The organism is Ruegeria sp. BHSC276 (assembly GCF_059612945.1).
In genome coordinates this window covers 473,592-496,355 of record NZ_JBXWRP010000003.1, presented here as the reverse complement: position 1 = coordinate 496,355, position 22,764 = coordinate 473,592, and the positions used below count along the sequence as shown (strand labels likewise).

At 63.0% G+C, this 22,764-nt stretch carries 19 protein-coding genes and 1 pseudogene; 11 read left to right on the top strand and 9 right to left on the bottom strand.

Annotation, left to right across the window (positions count from 1 at the left end):
* Positions 1–168: 168 nt before the first annotated feature.
* The 4 genes and pseudogenes from AC2FMD_RS06115 (at position 169) to AC2FMD_RS06100 (ending at position 2,372) form a co-directional block, all read left to right on the top strand.
* Positions 169–588 carry a DUF2852 domain-containing protein gene (locus AC2FMD_RS06115; RefSeq protein ID WP_496683893.1) on the top strand — a complete coding sequence of 140 codons (420 nt, stop codon included), beginning with the start codon at positions 169–171 and terminating at the stop codon, positions 586–588.
* 61 nt (positions 589–649) lie between these two features.
* On the top strand, positions 650–1,081 hold the full coding sequence (locus AC2FMD_RS06110) for an RDD family protein (RefSeq protein WP_496683890.1): 432 nt from the start codon (positions 650–652) through the stop codon (positions 1,079–1,081).
* Between the two features lie 74 nt (positions 1,082–1,155).
* Complete coding sequence (locus AC2FMD_RS06105; protein WP_496686399.1) at positions 1,156–1,980, top strand: arginyltransferase; 825 nt, start codon at positions 1,156–1,158, stop codon at positions 1,978–1,980.
* A gap of 6 nt (positions 1,981–1,986) precedes the next feature.
* Positions 1,987–2,372, top strand: a pseudogene (locus tag AC2FMD_RS06100) (VOC family protein).
* Between the two features lie 74 nt (positions 2,373–2,446).
* Here the strand turns inward: AC2FMD_RS06100 and AC2FMD_RS06095 are convergent.
* The 3 genes from AC2FMD_RS06095 to AC2FMD_RS06085 all read right to left on the bottom strand — a co-directional run bounded on the left by AC2FMD_RS06095 (position 2,447) and on the right by AC2FMD_RS06085 (position 6,952).
* Positions 2,447–4,801 (bottom strand): TRAP transporter large permease subunit, encoded by a 2,355-nt coding sequence (locus AC2FMD_RS06095; protein WP_496711783.1) that lies wholly within the window; start codon positions 4,799–4,801, stop codon positions 2,447–2,449.
* Positions 4,802–4,819: 18 nt separating this feature from the next.
* Positions 4,820–5,746 (bottom strand): TRAP transporter small permease subunit, encoded by a 927-nt coding sequence (locus AC2FMD_RS06090; RefSeq protein WP_496794802.1) that lies wholly within the window; start codon positions 5,744–5,746, stop codon positions 4,820–4,822.
* A 123-nt stretch (positions 5,747–5,869) separates the two neighbouring features.
* Complete coding sequence (locus AC2FMD_RS06085; protein WP_496711782.1) at positions 5,870–6,952, bottom strand: TRAP transporter substrate-binding protein; 1,083 nt, start codon at positions 6,950–6,952, stop codon at positions 5,870–5,872.
* Positions 6,953–7,202: 250 nt separating this feature from the next.
* Between AC2FMD_RS06085 and AC2FMD_RS06080 the strand changes: the two genes are divergently transcribed.
* Both AC2FMD_RS06080 and AC2FMD_RS06075 read left to right on the top strand, forming a co-directional pair.
* The gene (locus AC2FMD_RS06080) at positions 7,203–8,636 is read left to right on the top strand and encodes a cache domain-containing protein (protein ID WP_496684494.1); all 1,434 of its coding nucleotides are present in this window, start codon (positions 7,203–7,205) and stop codon (positions 8,634–8,636) included.
* A complete protein-coding gene (locus tag AC2FMD_RS06075; RefSeq protein ID WP_496684491.1) occupies positions 8,636–9,280 on the top strand; it encodes a response regulator transcription factor in 645 nt (214 codons plus the stop codon). Before AC2FMD_RS06080 ends, AC2FMD_RS06075 begins: the two co-directional genes overlap by 1 nt.
* Before the next feature lie 6 nt (positions 9,281–9,286).
* Here the strand turns inward: AC2FMD_RS06075 and AC2FMD_RS06070 are convergent, their stop codons facing one another.
* Positions 9,287–10,132 (bottom strand): HalD/BesD family halogenase, encoded by an 846-nt coding sequence (locus AC2FMD_RS06070; RefSeq protein WP_496711781.1) that lies wholly within the window; start codon positions 10,130–10,132, stop codon positions 9,287–9,289.
* Positions 10,133–10,535: 403 nt separating this feature from the next.
* Here AC2FMD_RS06070 and AC2FMD_RS06065 point away from each other — a divergent pair, with 403 nt between their 5' ends.
* The 5 genes from AC2FMD_RS06065 (at position 10,536) to AC2FMD_RS06045 (ending at position 15,374) form a co-directional block, all read left to right on the top strand.
* Positions 10,536–12,287 carry an acetolactate synthase 3 large subunit gene (locus AC2FMD_RS06065; RefSeq protein WP_496740745.1) on the top strand — a complete coding sequence of 584 codons (1,752 nt, stop codon included), beginning with the start codon at positions 10,536–10,538 and terminating at the stop codon, positions 12,285–12,287.
* Between the two features lie 60 nt (positions 12,288–12,347).
* Positions 12,348–12,908 (top strand): acetolactate synthase small subunit, encoded by a 561-nt coding sequence (gene ilvN / locus AC2FMD_RS06060; protein WP_496684483.1) that lies wholly within the window; start codon positions 12,348–12,350, stop codon positions 12,906–12,908.
* Positions 12,909–13,180: 272 nt separating this feature from the next.
* Positions 13,181–13,888, top strand: a complete 708-nt coding sequence (locus AC2FMD_RS06055) for a helix-turn-helix domain-containing protein (RefSeq protein WP_496794801.1) — start codon at positions 13,181–13,183, stop codon at positions 13,886–13,888.
* Between the two features lie 110 nt (positions 13,889–13,998).
* Positions 13,999–15,156 carry an aromatic ring-hydroxylating oxygenase subunit alpha gene (locus AC2FMD_RS06050; RefSeq protein WP_496740749.1) on the top strand — a complete coding sequence of 386 codons (1,158 nt, stop codon included), beginning with the start codon at positions 13,999–14,001 and terminating at the stop codon, positions 15,154–15,156.
* Positions 15,153–15,374 carry a hypothetical protein gene (locus AC2FMD_RS06045; RefSeq protein WP_496794800.1) on the top strand — a complete coding sequence of 74 codons (222 nt, stop codon included), beginning with the start codon at positions 15,153–15,155 and terminating at the stop codon, positions 15,372–15,374. Before AC2FMD_RS06050 ends, AC2FMD_RS06045 begins: the two co-directional genes overlap by 4 nt.
* Before the next feature lie 9 nt (positions 15,375–15,383).
* On the opposite strand, the gene AC2FMD_RS06040 is transcribed toward AC2FMD_RS06045, so the two are convergent.
* The 5 genes from AC2FMD_RS06040 to AC2FMD_RS06020 form a co-directional block, all read right to left on the bottom strand.
* Positions 15,384–16,175, bottom strand: coding sequence for a DUF2189 domain-containing protein (locus AC2FMD_RS06040; RefSeq protein ID WP_496794799.1), 792 nt, complete (start codon positions 16,173–16,175; stop codon positions 15,384–15,386).
* 24 nt (positions 16,176–16,199) lie between these two features.
* The gene (locus tag AC2FMD_RS06035) at positions 16,200–17,600 is read right to left on the bottom strand and encodes an amidase (RefSeq protein WP_496794798.1); all 1,401 of its coding nucleotides are present in this window, start codon (positions 17,598–17,600) and stop codon (positions 16,200–16,202) included.
* Positions 17,601–17,710: 110 nt separating this feature from the next.
* Positions 17,711–18,838, bottom strand: a complete 1,128-nt coding sequence (gene prfB / locus AC2FMD_RS06030) for a peptide chain release factor 2 (protein ID WP_496794797.1) — start codon at positions 18,836–18,838, stop codon at positions 17,711–17,713.
* 107 nt (positions 18,839–18,945) lie between these two features.
* Positions 18,946–21,435, bottom strand: a complete 2,490-nt coding sequence (locus AC2FMD_RS06025) for a penicillin-binding protein 1A (protein ID WP_496794796.1) — start codon at positions 21,433–21,435, stop codon at positions 18,946–18,948.
* Between the two features lie 95 nt (positions 21,436–21,530).
* Complete coding sequence (locus AC2FMD_RS06020; protein ID WP_496794795.1) at positions 21,531–22,751, bottom strand: N-acetylmuramoyl-L-alanine amidase; 1,221 nt, start codon at positions 22,749–22,751, stop codon at positions 21,531–21,533.
* Between the last annotated feature and the right edge of the window lie 13 nt (positions 22,752–22,764).

Below are 22,764 nucleotides of genomic sequence, written 5' to 3'. Positions count from 1 at the left end.
TGCACATTGCCGTCCGCCAAGGTCAATGGGGCAAAGCGGCCCTGCGGGGAAGATCCGCACGGACTCGCAAAAATGTAAATCTTTTTCACATTGATCCCTTGCAACCCGGCCGCACGCCCCCATCTACATCAATGTGAAAGCGTTTTACATCAACCCAGGAGAGCCCACATGACCGCATTGTCCGAATCCGCCGTCCCCCGCAACCCGGGATGGCTGCACCGCACCGAAACCTGGCTGGACGACAAGGGCAAAGGCGCCTGGATCGCCGCCATGGTCCTTGGTTTCATCTTCTTCTGGCCCGTCGGGCTGGCCCTTCTTGCCTACATGATCTGGAGCAAACGTATGTTCAGCAAATCCTGCAGCCGCCGCCATTCGTGGCACAGCCACATGAGCGCGATGAAGCCCTCGGGCAACAGCGCGTTCGATGCCTACAAGGCCGATACCCTGGCCCGGCTGGAGCGCGAGCAGCAGGACTTTGAAGCCTTCCTGCGCCGCCTGCGCGAGGCCAAGGACAAGGCCGAGTTCGACCAGTTCATGGACGAGCGCGCCCGCGCCAACGATGCGGACGACAAAGGCGAAACCGCCTGATGGACACTGGCCCTGCCCCGGTTTAGGGACAGGGCGCCCCAACGGATATTCGGAACCTGCAATGACCCACCTGCCTGATCCCGACCGCCAGCCAGAATTCTATCAATCGGTGGCGATCAAACGTTTCTTCGCCTGGCTGTTCGACATCGCCTTCATCTCGCTGCTATGCACGGTCGCCATTCTGCTGACCTTTGGCATGGGGCTTTTCGTGCTTGCGCTGATCTACGCAGTGGTCAGCTTTGTCTACCGGGTGGTCACCATCGCCAACGGCTCTGCCACGCTGGGCATGCGATTCATGGGAATCGAGCTGCGCGACGCCTTCGGCGAACGGATGGACACCGGCAAGGCCGTGGCCCACACTGCGGGGTATTTCGTCAGCATGGCCTTCCCGATCCTGCAGATCATCTCGGTCATCATGATGCTGACCAGCGCCCGCAACCAGGGCCTGACCGATGCCTTCCTAGGCACCGTCATGCTGAACCAGCGCGCCTGAACCCAACCGTTTCAGGGACTTGGCGACCCGGATTTGCGTTGCTATCATCATCCCCGAGGAAACACGGGGCCTTCATGCGACACACGCTGCCGATTGCGCCGCAGTTCTATGTGACTGCACCACAACCCTGCCCCTATCTCGAGGGCAGGGTTGAGCGGAAGCTGTTCACCGCGCTTCAGGGTGAAGGTGCCGATCACCTGAACAACGCCTTGTCGCAACAGGGATTCAGGCGCTCGCAGAACGTACTGTACCGGCCATCCTGCGCCGATTGCGCCGCCTGCCTTTCGGCGCGGATTGACGTGTCGGCGTTCCACCCGAGCAAAAGCCAGAAACGCGCGGCGCGACGCAACGCGCATCTCCAGCGGCGTGCAACCTCGCCCTGGGCCACCGATGACCAGTACGAACTGTTCCGGCGCTATCTCGATGCGCGTCACGCAGATGGCGGAATGGCCGATATGGACGTGTTCGAATTTGCTGCGATGATCGAGGAAACCCCGATCCGCAGCCGCGTGGTGGAATATGCCGACCCGGAAACCGGCAACCTGATCGCCGTCAGCCTGACCGACGTCCTGGATGACGGGCTGAGCATGGTCTACTCCTTCTACGACCCCGATCAGCCGCAGAACTCTCTGGGCACCTACATGATCCTCGACCATATCGATATCGCGCGCGAGGCCGGCCTGCCCTATGTCTATCTGGGCTATTGGGTGCCGGGCAGCCCCAAGATGGGGTACAAGGCCAAGTTCGCGGGCCTGGAAGTCTATTTGGGCAACAGGTGGCAATCGGTCAGCGACCCCTCGGCCTTCTCGAACAGCGAACACCATCCGCTGGCGGCCGCTCCGATTGCCGAACAGGTCGCAAGCATCCAGCTTCCCGACCGACACCCGACCAGGGGTTGAACATCCATGCGGCAAACCTTGCAAGCCGTCACCCTGGTGGTGCCGGACTATGAGGACGCGATCGCGTTCCACACCCGGACGCTGCGCTTTCGACTGACCCAGGATGTCGAACTGGGCGACGGCAAACGCTGGGTTCTCGTCACCCCGCCCGGCGGCGGCGCTGGGCTGGTGCTGGCCAAGGCCGATGGGGCCGATCGGCAGGCCGCCATCGGCAACCAGACCGGCGACCGGGTGGGCTTCTTCCTAGCCACCGATGATTTCGCCCGCGATCACGCGGACATGCGGGCCAAGGGCGTTCTGTTCGAGGACGAGTCGCGCCACAAACCCTATGCATTGTTGCCGTTTGGCAGGGCCCGTTCGGAAACCGCTGTGACCTGATCCAGTTCACCTGACAACCGGCGTCAGCCGGTGGCAAAGCAAAGGGGGCCACGCGGCCCCCTTTTCAATTTGAAAACGCCAAGACCTGTCAGTTCGGGATCAGGTCCGGAACGATGGTCACGATCGACGGGAAGAACCACAGGATCGCTATGCCCACCACCTGGATCAGCACGAAGGGGATGATCCCGCGGTAGATATGGCCCGTCGTCACCTCTTTCGGCGCCACGCCGCGCAGATAGAACAGCGCGAACCCGAATGGCGGCGTCAGGAACGAGGTCTGCAGGTTCACCGCCACCATGATCGTCACCCATTTCGGATCGAACGACCCGCCATAGATCACCGGCCCCACGATCGGGATCACGATGTAGATGATCTCGAGGAAGTCCAGCACGAAGCCCAGGATGAACAGCACCAACATCACGATCAGGAAGACCGTGAATTCGTTGTCGAAGCTCCTCAGGAACTGCTGGATATAGTGCTCCCCGCCGAACGAGATCACCACGAGGTTCAGCAGCTGCGAGCCGATAAGGATGGTGAAGACCATCGAGGTCACCTTGGCGGTTTCCCGCACCACCGGTGTCAGCACGCCGCTTGTGAACAACACCCAGCACGCGAACAGCAGGCCGAACAGCGCGTACAGATAGGCAGCATAGGCCAGGATGAAGGCGATCCAGCTCTCGACCGAGACGCCACCCTGATTGATGCGCAGGTCAAAGTTCACGCCCAGCAGCAGGCAGATGATGACTGCGAAGGTCGACCAGATGATCACCTTGCCCGACCGACCCTGGTCCTGCAGCTTGCGATAGGCCGCCAGCATGATGGCCCCGCCCGCCCCCAGCGCCGCCGCCGGCGTCGGGTTGGTCACGCCGCCCAGGATCGAGCCCAGAACCGCGATGATCAGAACCAGCGGCGGGAACACCACGCGGATCAGATCATTGGTGGCACAGCGCGCAGCCGCGGCTTTGCAGCCATACATTGCCAGTGCGAACGGCAGCGCCAACAGCAGGAACGTGGCCCCCGACGAGGTGGTCGGCGCGATCAGCAGCACATCGACCAGCAGCATCAGGACAAGCCCGATTGCCCCCACGATCAGCGGCTGCGGCGATTGCGACGGCGCGATGCCCCGGCCCATCACCAGCGTCAGCCCCAGCAGCACGACAATCACTGCAACACCGGTACCGATCGGTGCGGCGGCGGCGATCTTGGCTTCACGCGCGGCAGCCAACTCTTCCTCGCTCAGCCGCTGCGACTCGGTCACGCCGCCGGCAGCGTCGATGGCTTCCTGCTCGGCCACAGCCTTGTCCCAGGCCTCCTGACCATGCAGTTCGATCATCGAGGCCTTGCACTCTTCGGACACGTTGGTACGCAGCGTGGCTGCCTCACCGATATCCGAGAATCCCGAAACCGTGATATTCTGGCTGCCGATGACGCCTAGGTTGCCGAGCAGCACCGCGCCCACGATCAGAGCGACCGGAGCACCCAGCAGCCAGGTCAGCCCCTCCGAACGCGTGATCGGCTCGCCGCTGCCACCCGACAGTTCGACCGCAGGCGCCTTGTGCGGGTTCAACAACGCGTAGCCAAATGCGTAGAGCGCATAAAGCAGCGCCAGCATGATCCCCGGCAGCAGCGCCGCCTGGAACAGCGTCCCCACCGAAACCACGGCCGGCTCACCCAGATATGTCAGCGCGTCGGTACAGCCCGCCTCGACTGCGCGGGTCTCTTGCGCAGTCGAATACAGGTCTCCCGCCAGAGTGCCCAACAGAACGATCACGATCGAGGGCGGAATGATCTGGCCCAGCGTGCCCGAGGCCGCGATCACGCCAGTCGCCAGTTCCGGCGAGTAGTTGTTGCGCAGCATGGTCGGCAGGGCCAGCAAGCCCATCGTCACCACGGTCGCGCCCACGATCCCGGTCGAGGCCGCAAGGAACGCACCCACGACCACGATCGACACCGCCAGACCGCCCGGCAGCGGCCCAAAGACGCGCGCCATGGTGGTCAGCAGGTCGTTGGCGATTTTCGAGCGTTCCAGCGTGATGCCCATCAGCACGAACATCAGCACCGCCAGCAGAGTCTCGATCGACTGACCGGCCAGAACCCGTTCGTTGATGCGGTTCACGATAAAGGACACGTTGCGGTCCAGCGCGGTTTCCCAGCCCGAGGCGAAGACCGGCTCGGCAATCCTTGGCAGATCCGGGTACCGGAACACGGAAATCACATCGGGTTTCACGCCCGAATTCACGAGGTCCCGATAGGCTTGCGAGCTTGTGTCGATCGCCTGGTGGATCAGCAATCCGGCGCTGTCCAGCGCGGCGATGATCCCGAAAGAGATGATGCCGGCCCCGCCGATGGCAAACGCCACCGGAAAGCCGCTGAGAATCCCGCCAAACAGGCAGAGGAATACGATAATGAGGCCTATCTCGACGCCATCAAGTCCGAATAGCATGTGTCTGGGTCTCCGTCCTTAATGTGTGCCTTCGTAGGCTTCTTCACCTTCGCCAAGGCTGTCCTTGTCGAGGTATTTTCCAGCGCTTTCCGGGCCTTCGACGAATTCGAGATAGGACCGGTAGAAGAACGCGATCGCGTGCAGGAACACCATCGCGGCAAAGGCCACAAGCAGGATCTTGAACAGGAAGTAGGCATTGAAGCCGTTGGGGCTGAAACCGATGGTTTCGACGTTCCAGCGCAGCGCGCGGGATTTCATCACCAGCCGGTCCAGCGTGTCGCTGGCCGAAGGATTCGGCACGATCAGGTGCCGCCACAGGAAGAACCAGCCATACAGCCAGACCAGAACCGCGATGGGCATCATGAACAGGATCGAGCCCAGCATGTCGACCACGCGCTTGGCCCGGTGCGAGATGCCGGCATAGATCAGGTCAACCCGGACATGGCCGCCTTGCACGAAGGTGTAGGTGCAACACAGGCAGACGACCAGCGCATTGTACAGCTTCAGCTCTTCGGCGTACCAGCTGATATCCATCTGAAACGGAATACCCAGGCCGAACGCCATGTCGGGCCGCGCGAAAACACGCTGCATGAACACGATGACGATCTGCTGGATCACCATCAGCAGGCCCGCCCAGGCAAAGAACCGACCCGTCGTGTTGGCAAAGCCTTCCAGAACGCGCACGACGCCCCACATGAAATTCCGGTGATAGATGCCGATGGCCGTCATCACCAGAAAGCCTGTGAAGACCACGAAGAAGAACTCGACCGATCCGCCATAATAGACGAAGCGCATGATCGCTTCTTTGTTCGACCAGTCCAGCCACAGCTGCGGATGCGTGATCGCGTATCCGAAATTATAGAAGGCTTCGGCGATGTTTTGAACGAACCAGAGCAGTCCGTTCCACAGGGCGCCGAAGAACGAGATACCGTTTTCGTCCTGCATGATGTCCCCAGGTCCCGTCAGTTGCGATGCTGATTATACCGGAATTTGACCGATCCGCGCACCTGCAACAGAAATGGCTTCCCCGCGCGAGGCGGGGAAACCGAATGATTGCCAGTTGGCCAGTTAGCCCAGAACGCGGTCGCGCTGCGCGGTGTAGACGCCCGACGACATGTTCAGCCACGACGAAGAGGCCTTCATCGACGCCATTGCGCTGTCATGGACCTTCTTGAACAGCTCGTCGCCCATGTTCTCGGCCAGAACGTCCTGGCTGGCCTTGCCGAAGGCATCCCAGACGCTGTCGGGGAATTCCATGACCTTCACGCCACCGGCCTGCAGACGCTGCAGCGCCGCACCGTTGTTGGCCAGGAACTGCGCCAGGTTCCATTGGTGCGCTTCGGCGGCCGCGATCTCGATGATCTTCTGGTGCGCCGGCGACAGGCTTTCGAACACTTCGCGGTTGGTTGCCAGCGACAGGCCCGCGCCCGGCTCGTGGAAGCCAGCGGTGTAGTAGATCTTGGTGATCTCCTGGAAGCCGGCCTTTTCGTCGGCCCAGGGACCGATCCACTCGGTGCCGTCGATCGCGCCGGACGACAGCGCCTGGTACACTTCCGAACCCGGAATGTTCTGGACCGATGCGCCCAGCTTGCCCAGCGCCTTGCCGCCCAGGCCCGGCATACGGAACTTCAGACCGTTGAAGTCCTCGGGGCTGTTGATCTCTTTCGAGAACCAGCCGCCGGCCTGCGCGCCGGTGTTGCCGGCCAGGAACGACTTCAGGCCGAAGATCTGACCCAGCTCGTCATGCAGTTCCATGCCGCCATCGAAGTAGTACCAGTTCACCAGTTCCTGCGCGGTCATGCCGAACGGAACCGCGGTGAAGAAGGCATAGGCCGGGTGCTGACCGACGAAGTAATAGTCGGCGGCGTGGTACATGTCGGCCTGGCCCGACGACACGGCGTCGAACACTTCGAACGCGCCGACCAGTTCTCCCGCGGCCTTGATGTCGACGGTCAGGTTGCCGTCGGACATTGCGGTGATGCTGTCGGCGCAGCGCTGGGCGCTGTCGAACACGCCCGCCAGACCGCGGCCCCACGAGGTAACCATGGTCAGCGTGCGCTTGCCCTGCGCGTAGGCCGGTGCCGCCAGTGCGGTTGCCGCCGCGGCCGAGCCGCCCAGTGCCGATGTCTTCAGAAACTTGCGACGATCCATATCAGGTGATCCTCCCCTTCATTCATTCACGGCCCGGAAGCACCCGGACCAGTCGCTTCGAGTGTCGACACGTTAATCAAGGCCGCTTGAAAGTGAATACCTACTACTGCGTAGAGCGCGCGATTTTTTGGTCCGGCATGATGGCAAAACCGGCTGTTACCGCTATCGTCCGCGTGACTTTCGGGCCCGGAACGGCGAAAGATGCCCAATCTCTTTGCATTTGCGCCGCGGCTTGCGTATCGATTCGTCCATGGGGAAACTTCGATCTCTGTTTTCGCTGACTTATGCGCAGAAACTGTCACTGGTCGCAGCCATCCCGCTGGTGCTGGCGGTGGCGGCAATCGCGCTGATGGTGGCCATCGAATCCCGCGCCACGGCCGAGCGTGAGATACAGGCGCTGGAGCGTCGCCTGATCGAGGCCAAGAAGCAGGAACTGCGCAATTATGTCACCCAGGCGCGCAACGGCTTTGCCTATATCTACGGCCGCGCCGCCCCCGATGACGAAGAGGCCAAGAAGACCGTCGCCCAGATCCTGTCGGCGATGATCTACGGCAAGGACGGGTTCTTTTTCGTCTATGACTATGACGGCAACAACCTGGTCAGCCCCCGCCAGACCGAGTTCATCAACCGCAACTGGGAAGGTCTGACCGACAGCAACGGCGTGCCCGTGGTGGACGAGTTCATCCGGCTGGCCCGGCAAGGCGCCGGGTGGCACAGCTTCATGTGGCAGAAGCCCTCGACCGGGGAAGAGGCGATGATGATCGCCTATGTGGTCGGCCTGCAGGACTGGCGCTGGGCGGTGGGCACCGGCGTGTTCATCGACGACATCGTTGCCACCGTCGCCAATGCCCGCGCCGAGGTCGAGGCGCGCGTGCAGCGCACCTTCCTTTATATCGGCGGCATCGTTCTGGCGGCGGTGCTGATCGTCTTTGCCTCGGGGATGCTGCTGAACATCCGCGAACGTCGCCTCGCGGATGCCAAGCTGAAAGAGTTGACCAAGCGGGTCATCGACGCCCAGGAGGAAGAGCGCGGCCGCGTAGCGCGCGAATTGCATGACGGGATCAGCCAGATTCTGGTCGGAGTGCGCTATGCGCTGGACAATGCGCGCCGGCGCCTCGCAAAAGGCGATCATGACGGTGCGCGGGCGCCGCTGGACAAGGGGATCGACAATCTGGGCACCGCCATCACCGAGGTGCGCCGCATCAGCCGCGACCTGCGCCCCGGTGTTCTGGACGATCTGGGCCTCGGCCCCGCGCTCAAGGCGCTGACCGACGATTTCCGCGAACGCACGGGGATCGAGACCGAGTTTTCCACCGTCGTGTTCCGCAACCGTCTGGACCATGACAGCAAGATCGCGCTCTACCGAATCGCGCAAGAGGCGCTGACCAATGTCGAACGCCATTCCGGCGCGACGCGGGTGACGATCGACCTGCGCGGCCACAAGCGAGGCGCCACGATGCGCATCACCGACAACGGGCGCGGGTTGCGCAGCCGGCCGGGCCAGATCAGCACCGGGATCGGCCTGCGCAACATGCAGGAGCGGATCGAACAGCTTGACGGGACCCTGCGCATTCTGTCATCACGCGGCGCGCAGAGCGGAACGGTGATCGAGGTCAGCCTGCCGCTGAGCCACCTGCTGCCGCCGCAGGAAGACGCGACACCCAAAAGAAAGGCCGGTTCCTGATGACAGACACGACCCGAGTCCTGATCGTCGACGATCATCCGATGGTTGCCGAGGGCATCCAGTCGATCCTTGAAAGCTATGACGACATTAACGTGGTCGGCACCCTGGGCAACGGGCAGGAAGCAATCGACTTGGCCCCGGATCTGCGGCCCGACGTGATTCTGATGGATCTGAACATGCCCGGCACGGGCGGGCTGAGCGCCACCGAGATCATTCTGGAACGCCTGCCCCAGACCCGAATCCTGATCCTGTCGATGCATGACAGCCCCGAATACATCTCGACTGCGCTGAGCCATGGCGCCAAGGGATACATCCTCAAGGATGTGCCGACCGACGAGATCAAACAGGCCATCGATGCGGTGATGCGCGGCGAGCGCTATCTGTGCACCGGGGCCAGCGGCTCTCTGGAGCCCAAGGGCGACAGCACCCGCGAAGCGCTGACCGGGCGCGAGCAGACGATCCTACTGGAACTGGCGCAGGGCAAGTCGAACAAGGAAGTGGCCCAGACGCTGGACATCTCGGTCCGCACGGTCGAGACCCACCGCAAGAACATCAAGCGCAAGCTGGGCATTTCCTCGACCGCCGGCCTGACGCGCTATGCGCTGGAACATGGCGTATTGCAGGGCACCGGCGTCGGGTACTGACGCGGGTCAGTCCAACAGACGGTCAGCCCGCCGCCCGGCACGCGCAAGGTGATGCGGCAGCACGCGGCCGTACAGCTGTTTTGTCCGCTCTATGCCGCCACACATCCCCTCTGCCTCAACGAAGGAAAAGATACCCACATAGCGCGGCCAAGGGCCGCTGACCGGTGCAACCCGGTGCAGCGAGTAGCGGCCGCGAAATATCTGCAGGTCACCAGGCTGAAGTTCCAGTTGCCGGACAGCGCTCATGTCACCGTCGAGGATCGCGGCCACCTTGTCGAAATTCTCGTGTTCAGGCGTGCGCAGGTTGGGCGCGTATTCGAACGCCCCGCCCCGTTCGGCATTCTGGATCGCCAGAGTCACGGTGAAGTTGTTGGTATCGAAATGCCAGGGGAACCCCTGCCCTTCCTCGACCACGTTGATGATCACGTCGGCCAGAGGATCGTCATAGCGAAAGAACCGATCCTGGGGTTCGTTCAGGGCCGCGCGGATAAAGGGCAGAAAGCCATCATATTCATAGATACGCCGCAACGGGCCGGTCTCGGGGAAATTGTCGGCCGGTACAAATGCGTTCGACCGGTCATAGAACCGTCGGATCGGGTGGCGGATGCCGAACCGGGGATCGTCTCGGGTGAAATAAGGGTTGGTGCGGTTGAAACTTCGATGCGCGCGCGGGGCGACGGCCTCGGCCTCGGTTAGCAACTGCGCCAGACCACCGTCATGCACGAAACCGGGCAGCACCGCGCACCCGTCCGCGTCAAGCTCGCGCCGGATATCCGCGATCAGCCGCTGGTAGGCCGCCGAGTCCGGCCGGTCGATCGGATAACGGCCCAGGTCCACCAGATCCACAAGCATGCGCGCCTCCGTCCTTGCACTTTCCGGTTCAGCCTGACCCGGCGGCGCGTGCGGCTCATGCCCATTTCAGACATCGACCTGCCGCTTTCTGACTTCGGAACCCGTGCCCGCGGCACCATTCGCGGAAATTCCGGCCATGCGTCAATCTGCGCAATAAAATGTCGCAAAATTCGACCTCAGAGACAGGAAATTGGCCAGATTGCCTGTTGACGCCCCGTCCCCCCACCCATAATGTCCCTGCACGCAAAAAGGAGCCTCTGGCGATGAAAACGCTAGTCGTAATCGTAGGAACCACGCGCATGGGCCGGTAACGGTACACCATAATCGAACCCATGCGCCTCCGAAACTTCGGGGGCTTTTTTATGTCAAACGCAAGACACATGTCGCGAACGGAGCAAAGCAGATGACACGTGAGATGACCGGCGCAAAGATGGTGGTCCAGGCCCTCAAGGATCAGGGCGTGGACACGGTATTCGGGTATCCCGGCGGCGCCGTCCTGCCGATCTATGACGAGATCTTTCTGCAGAACGACATCCGTCACATCCTGGTGCGGCATGAACAGGGCGCGGTCCATGCCGCCGAAGGCTATGCCCGGTCGACCGGGAAGCCCGGCGTCGCGCTGGTGACCTCGGGCCCCGGCGCGACCAACGCGGTGACCGGCCTGACCGATGCGCTGATGGATTCGATCCCGATCGTGGTTCTGACCGGCCAGGTGCCGACCTTCATGATCGGCTCGGACGCGTTCCAGGAGGCCGACACGGTGGGCATCACCCGCCCCTGCACCAAGCACAACTGGCTGGTCAAGGACACCAATTCGCTGGCCGCAACCCTGCACGAGGCGTTTCACGTCGCCACTGCCGGCCGCCCCGGCCCGGTGCTGATCGACATTCCCAAGGACGTGCAGTTCGCGACCGGCACCTATACCGCGCCGAAACCCTCGACCTCGCATTATCAGCCGGCGGTCAAGGGCGATCTGGACGCGATCACCGAACTGGTCGCTGCCATCGAAACCGCCAAGAAGCCCGTGTTCTATACCGGCGGCGGCGTGATCAATTCGGGCCCTGCCGCCAGCCAACTGCTGCGCGAGCTGGTGGACGCGACCGGCTTCCCCATCACCTCGACCCTGATGGGTCTGGGCGCCTACCCCGCATCGGGCAAGAACTGGATCGGAATGCTGGGCATGCACGGCCTGTACGAGGCGAACATGGCCATGCATGACTGTGACCTGATGATCAATGTCGGCGCCCGGTTCGACGACCGGATCACCGGGCGCATCGACGCGTTCTCGCCCAAGTCGAAAAAGGCGCATATCGATATCGACCCGTCCTCGATCAACAAGGTGATCCGAGTGGACATCCCAATCGTGGGCGACGTGGCGCATGTTCTGGAAGACGTGCTGAAAGTGTGGAAGGCGCGCGGGCGCAAGACCAACGCCGCGGCCGTCACCAAGTGGCAGGCCCAGATCTCGGACTGGCGCAAGGTGAACTGCCTTGCCTACACGAACAGCGAAAAGTCGATCAAACCGCAATACGCGCTGCAGCGACTTGAGGCACTGACCAAGGACCGTGACCGCTACGTCTGTACAGAAGTGGGCCAGCACCAGATGTGGGCCGCGCAGTTCTTGGGTTTCGAAGATCCAAACCGCTGGATGACCTCGGGCGGGCTGGGCACCATGGGCTATGGCTTCCCGGCCTCGATCGGGGTGCAAATGGCGCACCCCGACGCGCTGGTGATCAACGTCGCGGGCGAGGCCAGCTGGCTGATGAACATGCAGGAGATGGGCACCGCCGTCCAATACCGCCTGCCGGTGAAACAGTTCATCCTGAACAACGAACGCCTGGGCATGGTGCGCCAGTGGCAGGAGCTGCTGCACGGCGAACGCTACTCGCATTCCTGGTCCGAGGCCCTGCCCGATTTCGTCAAGCTGGCCGAAGCCTTCGGGGCCAAGGGAATCATGTGCTCGGACCCGGCCGATCTGGATGACGCGATCATGGAGATGATCAATTACGACGGTCCGGTGATCTTTGACTGTCTGGTCGAAAAGCACGAGAACTGCTTCCCCATGATCCCGTCGGGCAAGGCGCATAACGAGATGCTGCTGGGTGAGGCCGAAACACAGGGTGTGATCGACTCCAAGGGCTCGGTACTGGTCTGATCGCTCCCATCGCACCCGGCCGGACCTTCCGGCGCACGAAAGTTGAAGAAAGGGACATAAATGTCTGCCCTACACATTAAAAAAGGCTCTACCCGCCATTCGGCCTATAACCTGCGCCCGACGTTTTCGGACGTGCAGGAGCGCCACACGATCGCCGTTCTGGTCGAAAACGAACCCGGCGTCCTGGCGCGCGTGATCGGGCTGTTTTCCGGACGTGGCTACAACATCGAAAGCCTGACCGTGGCCGAGGTCGACCACACCGGCCACCTCAGCCGTATCACCATCGTGACCACCGGCACACCGCAGGTGATCGAGCAGATCAAGGCGCAGCTGGGCCGGATCGTTTCTGTGCACGACGTGCATGACCTGACCGTCGAAGGCCCCTCGGTCGAGCGAGAACTGGCGATCATCAAAGTCGTGGGCGAAGGCGAAAAGCGCGTCGAGGCGCTGCGCCTGGCCGACATCTTTCGCGCCAACGTGGTAGACAGCACCTTGAATTCCTTCATCTTCGAGATTACTGGCACACCCGAAAAAATCGACGCCTTTGCCGACCTGATGCGCCCGCTTGGACTGATGGAAATCGCCCGGACCGGCGTGGCCGCCCTGCTGCGCGGCAGCTGACGGGTCGTCGCCCCCGCGCAAGGGGGGCCGCTTGTCTCCATATCCACTCGAGACTGTCGCCGGTCAGTGTCATCTGGCCGGTTTTCCCAAATAGTTTGTGCAAAATCGCCAAATGCCTATTGCCTTTGGCCTATAAGGCATTAGCCTAGCGTCGGTTCTTTCCGACAGGAAAGCTCTTGGGGAAAATTATGCGATATTCCGGTTCAGGCCGACGGCGGACGCTGTGTCGGCACAGTCGTGTTGCGTTGCCATAGGCCATGACTGGACAAGGCATGGGCCATAAAGCACGCACACCTGAAGAATTGCGCACAATGCTTGGCGAGAACCTCCGGCAGCTGGTCAGCGGCTATCCCTCGGTGTCCGAGGTCTGCCGCCGTCTGGGCATCAATCGCACCCAGTTCAATCGATATCTGTCTGGCGAAAGCTTTCCACGGCCTGATGTGCTGGACCGGATCTGCCGCTTTTTCGGGATTGATGCCCGCATCCTTCTGACCCCCCTTTCCGAAATACCGAAAACCGAGTCGGCGCCGCTGCCTCCGTCCCTGCTGAAGTTTTTCGCGACGGGCCAATTAAAACGGGAGGAAACCCTGCTGTGCAGCGGGTTTCATCATGTCATCGAAACCCATCCCGCAGAGCCGCGGCACACCTGCCATCTGTTGCTGTTTGCCCGGAACCAGGGCAGCCACGCGACCGTACGCGCCTTCGACCCCGTCACGCCGGGTGCGACACCGGCTTCGCGCGAACTGCGCGGCTTGGCCGTCCGCTCAGGCACGACGACACAAATCATGATGGCGCATCGCGATGCCATCGGCACCCGCTTCTACGTTCTTGCGGACGCAACCACTCCGGCCGCGTCGGTACGCACCGGATACAGCGTCAGGCTAGGCGCAAGCGCCTCCGACTGCCGAAAGTTGGAACTGCGGTTCCTGGGGCAAGATCTGAAGGCGGCCCTCGGGGTCGCGCGGCTGGCCCGGTCCTGACCACCCCGGCAGGCCGCCAACATGTCGTTGTGAGAAAAACCCGGGTCGCGGACATGACAGCGGGCCGGCGGTGGGACTGCTTAGGCTGGGTGGCAACCGAGGAGGACCACATGGCCAGCACACTGACCGATCTGTCTGCCGTTCGCCAAAGCATCGAAACCGCGCTGGGCCTGCCCAACGCGCACTATACCGACCCCCGGCTGCACGCCGAGGAGAGCCAGGCCCTGCTGCTGGACGGCTGGTCCGGACTGGCCGTAACCGCCGACGTGCCCGAACCGGGCGACGCGGTCCCGATCGAGTTTCTCGGCATCCCCCTGCTGCTGCTGCGCGACCGGTCGGGCCAGGTACGGGTGTTCCAGAACATCTGCCGCCACCGTGGCATGATCCTGGTGGCCGAACCGCGCAAGATCGAAGGCGCGATCCGCTGCCCCTATCACAGCTGGTGCTATTCGACCGAGGGTCGCCTGGTGGCGACCCCGCATGTGGGCGGGCCGGGCCAGAACGCGCATGACGCGGTGAACCGGTCCGAACTGGGCCTGATCGAGGTGCGCAGCCAAATCTGGCGCGAGGTGGTCTGGATCAACGTCTCGGGAACCGCTCCGGCCTTCGAGGATGCCAACGCCAAGCTGATCGAACGATGGGCCGAGTTCGACCAGCCGCTGTACCATGGCGGCCCCGACAGCGCCTTCCGGCTGGACGTGAACTGCAACTGGAAGCTGGCGGTCGAGAATTACTGCGAAAGCTATCACCTGCCCTGGGTGCATCCCGGGTTGAACAGCTATTCCCGGCTGGAAGACCACTATCACATCCAGGAGCCCGGCCTGTTTTCCGGCCAGGGTACCCTTGTCTATCGCCAGCTGACCGGCGAGGACGGCCGCACCTTCCCCGATTTTCCGGGGCTGAGCGCCAAGTGGGACACGGCCGCCGAATACATCGCCGCCTTTCCCAACGTGTTGTTGGGCGTGCATCGCGACCACGCCTTTGCCATCATCCTGCGCCCCGAGGCGCAGGACCGTACATCGGAACATATCCATCTGTTCTATGCGTCGCCGGACACAGATGCCGACCTGCGCGCGCGCAACACCGAGCAGTGGAAACTGGTGTTCGAAGAAGACGTGTTCGTGGTCGAAGGCATGCAGCGCGGTCGCGCGGCCCCCGGTTTCGACGGAGGGCATTTCTCACCGGCGATGGATGGGCCGACGCATCTGTTCCATGACTGGGTCGCACAGCGGCTGATCGCGCGCCACGATAGGCCCGCCGCCGAATGAGCGCACTGGACGACCGTCTGCTGAACGCACATGCGGCCGGCGACATCCGGGCCTTGGCGGCCCTGTATGAACAGGCCGCAGACGCGCAGAGCGATGCGGATGCAGCAGCGTTCTTCCTGACCCACGCCTATGTGCATGCGCTCGAGGCCGGTCTGCCAGCCGCCGCCCGGCTGCGCCAGCGGCTGATCGACATGGGGCGCGAGGTTCCGCAGCAGTGACCGCACCGATCAGGTCTGGGCGGTTTCTTCGCCGTCACTATCCCCCGTGATCTGCCGGTACAGGTGCCAGCTGGCATGGCCGAACAGCGGCAGCACGATCAGCAGGCCCAAAAACCACGGGATCATGGCGATGAAGGTGGTGACGGCGATGAACGCGCCCCACCCGAGCATCACACGCTTGTTCACTGCGACATAGGCATAGCTGGAAATCATCGCCGTCACGAAATCCAGTTCACGATCCAGCAGCATCGGAATCGACAGCACCGAGATCATGTAGAGCAGGATCGCGAAAAGCGCTCCGACCACGGTTCCGACGGCAAGCATGGTCAACCCGTTCGCAGTCAGGAACACCTCGAGCGACGAGGACACGTTGGTCATGGTCGACAGGCCCATGAACAGGGCGAAGATCATGTGGCCCAGAAAGAACCAGAACAAGAAGATCACAACGATGATGGCGCAAATCGACGGCAGCTGTCGGCGGCTCTGCTGGATCACCACGCCGAAGATCGCGCCGAAATCCAGCGGCGCGCCCTGTTCCAGCCGGTGCGAGACCTCGTACAGCCCCACCGCTGCAAACGGCCCCAACAGCGGAAACCCGATCGCGGCCAGCACCAGCCAGTACGAGGTGCCCGTCTGCACCGTGATCCATGCCATCAGCCAACCCACTAGAACGTAGAACCCCGCGAACAGCAGGCCGAAGATCGGCGCGCGGCAATAGTCCTGCCAGCCCCGGCGCAGCGCCGTGCGCAGCATTTCGCGGCTGGCGGGTTTCAACTTTGGAACTCCGAATGGCCTGTCCATGTTCCGTCTGTCCTCCCAGTTCCTTCAAATCTCGGGCGGCCGTTTCTGCGGCCAATGCGTAACCGCATGATAGGCGGCCCCGATCGACAGCAGTCGGGCATCGCTGCCCCGCGGACCGAACAGCTGCATCCCCATCGGCAGCCCCCTCGGCCCGAATCCGGCCGGAATCGACAGGCAGGGCAGCCCCAACAGGCTGACCGGTGTCACCACCTGCATCCAACGGTGATAGCTGTCCATCTCGACCCCGGCGATGCGGCGCGGATACGGCCAGTCCACCGGAAACGGCCAGACCTGCGCTGCTGGCAGCACCAGCGCGTCATATTCGGAAAACAGCGCAACCGCCCGCCGGTGCCAGTCTGACCGGGTCACGCTGGCGTCCTGCAGTTGCATCGCGGTCAGGGCCAGCCCGCGCTCGAGCTCCCATAGGGCACTGTCCTTCAGGGCGTGTTTGCGGTCGGCCAGGGGTTGCAGCCCGGCCGCCACGCTGAACGAGCGCAGCGTGATCCAGGACTCCCAGATCCGTTCGGCATCGAAGGGGGGCGGTACCTCCTCGACCGTGGCGCCCAACTGGGCAAACAGCGTCAACTCGCGCGCGCACAGCGGCAGAATGCCGTCTTCCGTTGGGAAGGCCCCGCCCCAGTCACCCAGCCAGCCGATGCGCATGTCCTCAAGGCTTCTGACCGGCACGGGCGAGACCGGATCGCTGTCGAGCGACAGGGGCTGGCGCGGGTCCGCGCCCGACATCACGTCCAGCAGCAGCCCGATATCCTCTGGGCTGCGCGCCATCGGACCCAGCGTCGAAAGTTGATGAAGATACAGATCGCCCACCGGCTCGGACGGGACGCGGCCCCAGGTCGGGCGGAAGCCATAGACATTGTTCCAAGCGGCCGGGTTACGCAGGCTGCCCATCATGTCGGACCCATCGGCCAGCGCCAGCATTCCCGTGGCCAAGGCGACCGCCGCCCCGCCCGAAGACCCGCCGCAACTGCGCGTCAGGTCATAGGGGTTGCGGGTTGCGCCATAGACCGGGTTGAACGTATGCGACCCCAGACCGAATTCCGGCGTGTTGGTCTTGCCGATCAGGATCGCGCCTTCCGCGCGCAGTCGGGCCGCGATGAGGTCGTCGGCATCGGGCACATGGCCGCGAAACAGGGGCGAACCCTGGGTCGAAGGAATGCCCGCCACGTTCACCAGATCCTTGACCGCCATTGGCAGACCGTGCAGCGGGCCATGCCGGGCATGGCCGTCGGCCGCCTGCGCCTGCGCCATCAGTGCATCTTCATCCTGCAGTGCCACGATGGCGTTGACCCGGTCGTTGACCTGCGCGATCCGGTCCAGCGTCGCGCGCATCACTTCGACGGCCGAAACCTGCCCCGCGCGCAGCTTGCTCAGCAGTTCGACGGCCGAAGTTTCGATTGGGGTCATGGGGTTACGTCCAGGCTATGATCGAACTCAGCCTAGCGATGGACGGATCGCATTTAAACCCGGTGTTTTGTATGTATCTTTTGTCGGTGTGCCACCCGCCCCGTGCGCAATCAGGCGTCCGACTGCGCCTCGGCCCGGCTTTTGCCCGATACGTTCATCGCCAGCGTGGCCGCCATGAACCCATCCAGATCACCGTCCAGAACACCCTTGGTGTCCGAGGTCTCGTAACCCGTGCGCAGGTCCTTGACCATCTGATAGGGCTGCAGAACGTAGGACCGGATCTGGTTGCCCCAGCCCGCGTCGCCCTTGGCCTCGTGCGCGGCGTTGATCTCGGCGTTTCGACGGTCCAGTTCCATCTGGTAGAGGCGCGATTTAAGCGCCTTCATGGCGATGTCGCGGTTCTGGTGCTGCGATTTTTCCGAACTTGTCACCACGATGCCGGTCGGGATGTGGGTGATCCGAACCGCCGAGTCGGTCGTGTTGACGTGCTGACCGCCCGCCCCCGAGGACCGGTAGGTATCGACGCGGATATCCGCCGGGTTCACTTCGATCTCGATATTGTCGTCCACCACCGGATAGACCCAGACCGAGCTGAACGATGTGTGCCGCTTGGCCGCCGAGTCATAGGGCGAAATCCGCACCAGCCGGTGCACGCCGCTTTCGGATTTCAGCCAGCCATAGGCGTTGTGGCCCGAGATCTTGTAGGCCGCCGACTTGATCCCCGCCTCTTCGCCCGGGGTTTCTGACTGCAGCTCGACCTTATAGCCCTTCTTCTCGGCCCAGCGGACATACATCCGCGCCAGCATCGAGGCCCAATCGCAGCTTTCGGTGCCCCCGGCGCCCGCGTTGATTTCCAGGAAGGTGTCGTTGGCGTCGGCCTCGCCGTCCAGCAGCGCCTCGAGCTCTTTTTCGGCCGCTTTGTCGCGCAGCTTTTTCAGGGCCTCTTCGGCATCCTTGACGACTTCTTCGTCCTCTTCCATCTCACCCAGTTCGATCAGTTCGACATTGTCGTTCAAATCGGTCTTGATCGACTCGTAGGTCTCGATCGCATCGACTAGAACCTGCCGTTCGCGCATCAGCTTCTGCGCGTTTTCGGGGTTGTCCCACAGGTTGGGGTCTTCGACGCGGGCGTTGAACTCCTCCAGCCGGTGCGGCGCGGTTTCATAGTCCATACGCTGGGCCAGCAGCTCCAGCGATTTTTGGATCTCGGCCACGATGTTCTGGATTTCGGCGCGCATGGTCAGGTCCCAACTTGCTCAATCAGGCCTGCGTGATAGCAAGAGGTTCAGGCCACCACAAGATGACCCGCGCGGGTTTGCATAGCTTTCCCCGGCTCGGTGGCGGATCAGTAAAGTCCACCGCCCTGCAGATCGCCTTGGCTGGCTTTGGGTCCCACGATGACCGTTTCGCCGGTCGATGTCCGAACCTGACGGCCTCCGCTCGTGACCTCCTCGAACAGAGGCAGGTCGGACCCCATCGCGAAACCGCCGTCGTACACGCGGTCGATGAAACCATCGACACCATCGCGGAAATATTCGGCTACGACGTAATCGCCGGTCGCATCTTCCGGCAGCCGCGCGCCGCTGAACCGGTCGATCTTGATGAAATGGCCGCCCGGGGGCACTTCGAACGGGCCGCCGCCGTATTTCGCGACTGCCTTCTCCATGAAGCTCTGGAAGACCGGCCCGCACAGCGTGCCGCCATAGGCCCCCCGCCCCATCGGGCGCGGACGGTCATAGCCGATATAGCAGCCGGCCACGATATTCGAGGTGAAGCCGATGAACCAGGCGTCCTTGGATTCGTTGGTCGTACCGGTCTTGCCAGCCGTCGGAACCGGCAGGTTGACCACACGCGACGCGGTACCGCGATCCACCACGCCCTTCATCATCGAGGTCAGCTGATAGGCGGTGATCGGGTCCATCACCTGCTCGCGGTCGTCGACGATGGTGGGGGCCGCATCGGGTTCCAGCCAGCTGGAATTGCAATCGAGGCATTGACGATCATCATGCCGATAGATCGTCTTGCCAAACCGGTCCTGGATCCGGTCGACCAGGGTGGGTTTGACCCGCTCGCCACCGTTGGCGAACATCGCATAGGCCGCAACCATCTTGTAGAGCGTCGTCTCCTCGGCCCCCAGCGCGTTGGCAAGGTAGGGGCCCATGTTGTCGTATACGCCAAACCGTTCCGCATAACCTGCGACCACGGGCATCGAAACCTCCTGTGCCAAGCGGATGGTCATCAGGTTCCGCGACTGCTCGATCCCGGTGCGCAGCGGCGTGGGGCCATAGAACTTGTTGGTCGAGTTCTTGGGGGTCCACAGACCCTGCGGCGTATTCACCTCGATGGGCGCATCCACCACGATGGTCGCCGGGCTGTAGCCGCTGTCGAGCGCGGCGGCATAGACGAAGGGCTTGAAGGCCGAACCGGGCTGGCGCAGCGCCTGGGTGGCGCGGTTGAACACCGAGTCCTGGTACGAGAACCCGCCCTGTATCGCCAGAACGCGGCCCGAGTTCACGTCCATCGCGACAAATCCGCCCTGAACCTCCGGGATCTGGCGGGCCGACCACTGGCCGTCTTCGGCGGCTATCACAAGGATCACGTCGCCGCGCTTGAAATTGGCGCGGAAATCGCCCTGCATCCACTTGATGTCGCTGCGCGGGATGATGCCGTCGGCCGGACCGTTTTCGACCCCCACGGTCAGTTGCTGGTCGGCAACGTCCAGCACCACCGCCGGATACCACGGCGTGGGCAGCACCACGTCGCGCGGAACCTCCAGTTTGGCCAGCTCTGCGCGCCATTGTGCCTCGTCGGCCAATATTTCCTCGGGGATGGTCAGGCCGGTTCCGCGCCATTTCCCGCGCGACCGGTCGTATTTCTGCAAGGCCTCGCGCAGGGCTCGTGCGGCTTCGACCTGCATCTCTTCGTCCACCGAGGCGCGGACGGTGAAACCGCCGGTAAAAAATTCGCCCTCGCCGAAATCCTCGCTCAGCTGACGGCGGATCTCGTCGGTGAAATAGTCGCGCGGCGGCAGCGCGGTGCGGAAGCTTTCGAAATCGCCGTTCTGGACCGAGCGCAGCGGTTGCGCCACTTCGGTCTCATAGGTCGCCTTGTCGATGTACCCGTTCTGGTACATTTCGCGCAGCACATAGTTGCGCCGCGCCAGCAGGCGATCCTTCTGCCGGACCGGGTGATAGTCCGACGGCGCCTTGGGCATCGCCGCCAGCGTCGCCGCCTCGTGCGGGGCCAGTTCCTGCAAGGTCTTGTTGAAATAGGTCTGCGCGGCAGCGGTCACGCCGTAGGAGTTCTGGCCCAGGAAGATCTCGTTGAGATAAAGCTCGAGGATCTGTTCCTTGTCCAGCGTCTCTTCCAGGCGGGTGGCAAGGATGATTTCCTTGATCTTGCGCTCGGCCCGGCGGTCGCCCGACAGAAGGAAGTTCTTCATCACCTGCTGGGTGATGGTCGAGGCCCCGCGAACGTTTTCGCCCTTGGACTTCACCGCCTCGACCGCGGCGGCGATGATGCCGCGCGGGTCATAGCCTTGGTGGGTGTAGAAATTCTTGTCCTCGGCCGAGATGAAGGCCTGCTTGACCAGGTCGGGGATTTCCTCGGACGGGGTAAACAGGCGGCGCTCCTGGGCGAATTCGTCAATCAGGTGGCCTTCGCCCGAATAGATGCGGCTGATGGTGGGCGGCTTGTACTGGGCCAACGACTCGTGGCTGGGCAGGTCACGGCCGTACATCCAGAACACCGCGCCGATCACCAGCGCCGCCATGAAGATACCAAGCGTCACGAGGCTGAAGATCGCCCCGAAAATCGAAAGAATGAACCGGATCACGTTGCTGCCTTTTGTTCGCGGTGCCGCCTATATAGTGCCGCTGCACACAAGGGTCAAAGCACCCGCGCCGATACTAGCCGTTTTGCGCCGCAGGGTCACTGCCCAATCAGGTCGCGGCGGGCCAGATCTTGCTGCCGCCAAACCTGAAGCCCCTGACGGATGCCGCGCGCCATGGTGGATCGCCATTCGGGATTTTTCAGGTTTTTCAGATCTCTGGGGCTGGACAAGAACCCAAGTTCGACCAGAACCGACGGGATGTCGGCGGCCTTGAGTACCGAAAACGAGGCCCGGCGGACGGGGCGGCGGTTCATCGGCCCGCCCTGTTGCGCCATGCCGTTGGCCAGCGTCTGCGCCAGCGCCTCGGTCCGGGGCTGGGTCTCTTGCCGGGCCATGTCCAGCAGAACGTCGGCGATCTGGTCGTCCGAGCCGCTCAGATCAACGCCGGCGATCAGGTCGTCGCGGTCGTGCCGCTCGGCCAGTTTGCGGCTGGCCACGTCCGAGGCCTCGTTGGACAGGACATAGATCGTGGCGCCGTGGGCCTGCCCCTCGGACAGCGCGTCGGCATGCAGCGAGATGAAGACATCGGCTGCGGCGCGATGCGCCAGCGCGATCCGCCGTTCCAGCGAGACGAAATAATCGTCAGCCCGCGTCAGGACCACTTCGAACACGCCCGCGCGCAGCAGTTCCTCGCGCAGTTCGCGGGCGAAGGTCAGCATCAAGGTCTTTTCGTTGGTTCCGCCCGCCTCGGCGCCGGGGTCGATGCCGCCATGGCCCGGGTCAAGCATCACCCGCAGCGCCCGTCGGTCATCCGCGCCGCGCAGCGCCGGCAGATCGGCCGGGGGCGGCAGATCCCATCCGGGCGTGTGCGGCGCGCCCGCGCTTGCGGCGAAGCTTTCGAAATCGGTGCCTTTCAGGTTCAGGGTCAACACCGCCGCGCCCGAGGCCGGATCGACACGCATCGCGGCCCGGTCCACCGCCAGCGGCGCCCCCAGTTCCAGCACCAGACGCGACCAGCCGGGCACATAGGCCCCGAACCGAACCGCGCTGATGCGCCGGGTCTGCAGGAAGGCCTCGCGGTTCAACCCGCTCCAGTCGACTTCCTTGAAGTCGATCACCATCCGGTACGGGTCTTGAAGGGTGAAGATGCGATATGGCACGCCCTGGCTCAGCCCCAGCTGGACCTGCACGCCCGCGCCGTCATCGTCGATGATCCGGCTATCCTCAGGCAGGACACGCGCCAAAGCATTGAAGTCCTGCGCCCATGCCGCGCCGGTCAGCGCCCAGATCAGGGCGAGTGCGAAAAGGATCCTGCTCATGGCCTCAAGTTTT

Bases quoted from the DNA above. Each gene is read 5' to 3' on its own strand.
- AC2FMD_RS06065 (WP_496740745.1), top strand. From the start codon at position 10,536: ATGACACGTGAGATGACCGGCGCAAAGATGGTGGTCCAGGCCCTCAAG.
- AC2FMD_RS06095 (WP_496711783.1), bottom strand. From the start codon at position 4,801: ATGCTATTCGGACTTGATGGCGTCGAGATAGGCCTCATTATCGTATTC.
- AC2FMD_RS06040 (WP_496794799.1), bottom strand. From the start codon at position 16,175: ATGGACAGGCCATTCGGAGTTCCAAAGTTGAAACCCGCCAGCCGCGAA.
- AC2FMD_RS06070 (WP_496711781.1), bottom strand. From the start codon at position 10,132: ATGCTTGTGGATCTGGTGGACCTGGGCCGTTATCCGATCGACCGGCCG.
- AC2FMD_RS06020 (WP_496794795.1), bottom strand. From the start codon at position 22,751: ATGAGCAGGATCCTTTTCGCACTCGCCCTGATCTGGGCGCTGACCGGC.
- prfB (WP_496794797.1), bottom strand. From the start codon at position 18,838: ATGCGCGCCGAAATCCAGAACATCGTGGCCGAGATCCAAAAATCGCTG.
- AC2FMD_RS06090 (WP_496794802.1), bottom strand. From the start codon at position 5,746: ATGCAGGACGAAAACGGTATCTCGTTCTTCGGCGCCCTGTGGAACGGA.
- AC2FMD_RS06075 (WP_496684491.1), top strand. From the start codon at position 8,636: ATGACAGACACGACCCGAGTCCTGATCGTCGACGATCATCCGATGGTT.
- AC2FMD_RS06055 (WP_496794801.1), top strand. From the start codon at position 13,181: ATGGGCCATAAAGCACGCACACCTGAAGAATTGCGCACAATGCTTGGC.
- AC2FMD_RS06115 (WP_496683893.1), top strand. From the start codon at position 169: ATGACCGCATTGTCCGAATCCGCCGTCCCCCGCAACCCGGGATGGCTG.
- AC2FMD_RS06110 (WP_496683890.1), top strand. From the start codon at position 650: ATGACCCACCTGCCTGATCCCGACCGCCAGCCAGAATTCTATCAATCG.
- AC2FMD_RS06105 (WP_496686399.1), top strand. From the start codon at position 1,156: ATGCGACACACGCTGCCGATTGCGCCGCAGTTCTATGTGACTGCACCA.
- ilvN (WP_496684483.1), top strand. From the start codon at position 12,348: ATGTCTGCCCTACACATTAAAAAAGGCTCTACCCGCCATTCGGCCTAT.
- AC2FMD_RS06050 (WP_496740749.1), top strand. From the start codon at position 13,999: ATGGCCAGCACACTGACCGATCTGTCTGCCGTTCGCCAAAGCATCGAA.
- AC2FMD_RS06085 (WP_496711782.1), bottom strand. From the start codon at position 6,952: ATGGATCGTCGCAAGTTTCTGAAGACATCGGCACTGGGCGGCTCGGCC.
- AC2FMD_RS06080 (WP_496684494.1), top strand. From the start codon at position 7,203: ATGGGGAAACTTCGATCTCTGTTTTCGCTGACTTATGCGCAGAAACTG.
- AC2FMD_RS06045 (WP_496794800.1), top strand. From the start codon at position 15,153: ATGAGCGCACTGGACGACCGTCTGCTGAACGCACATGCGGCCGGCGAC.
- AC2FMD_RS06035 (WP_496794798.1), bottom strand. From the start codon at position 17,600: ATGACCCCAATCGAAACTTCGGCCGTCGAACTGCTGAGCAAGCTGCGC.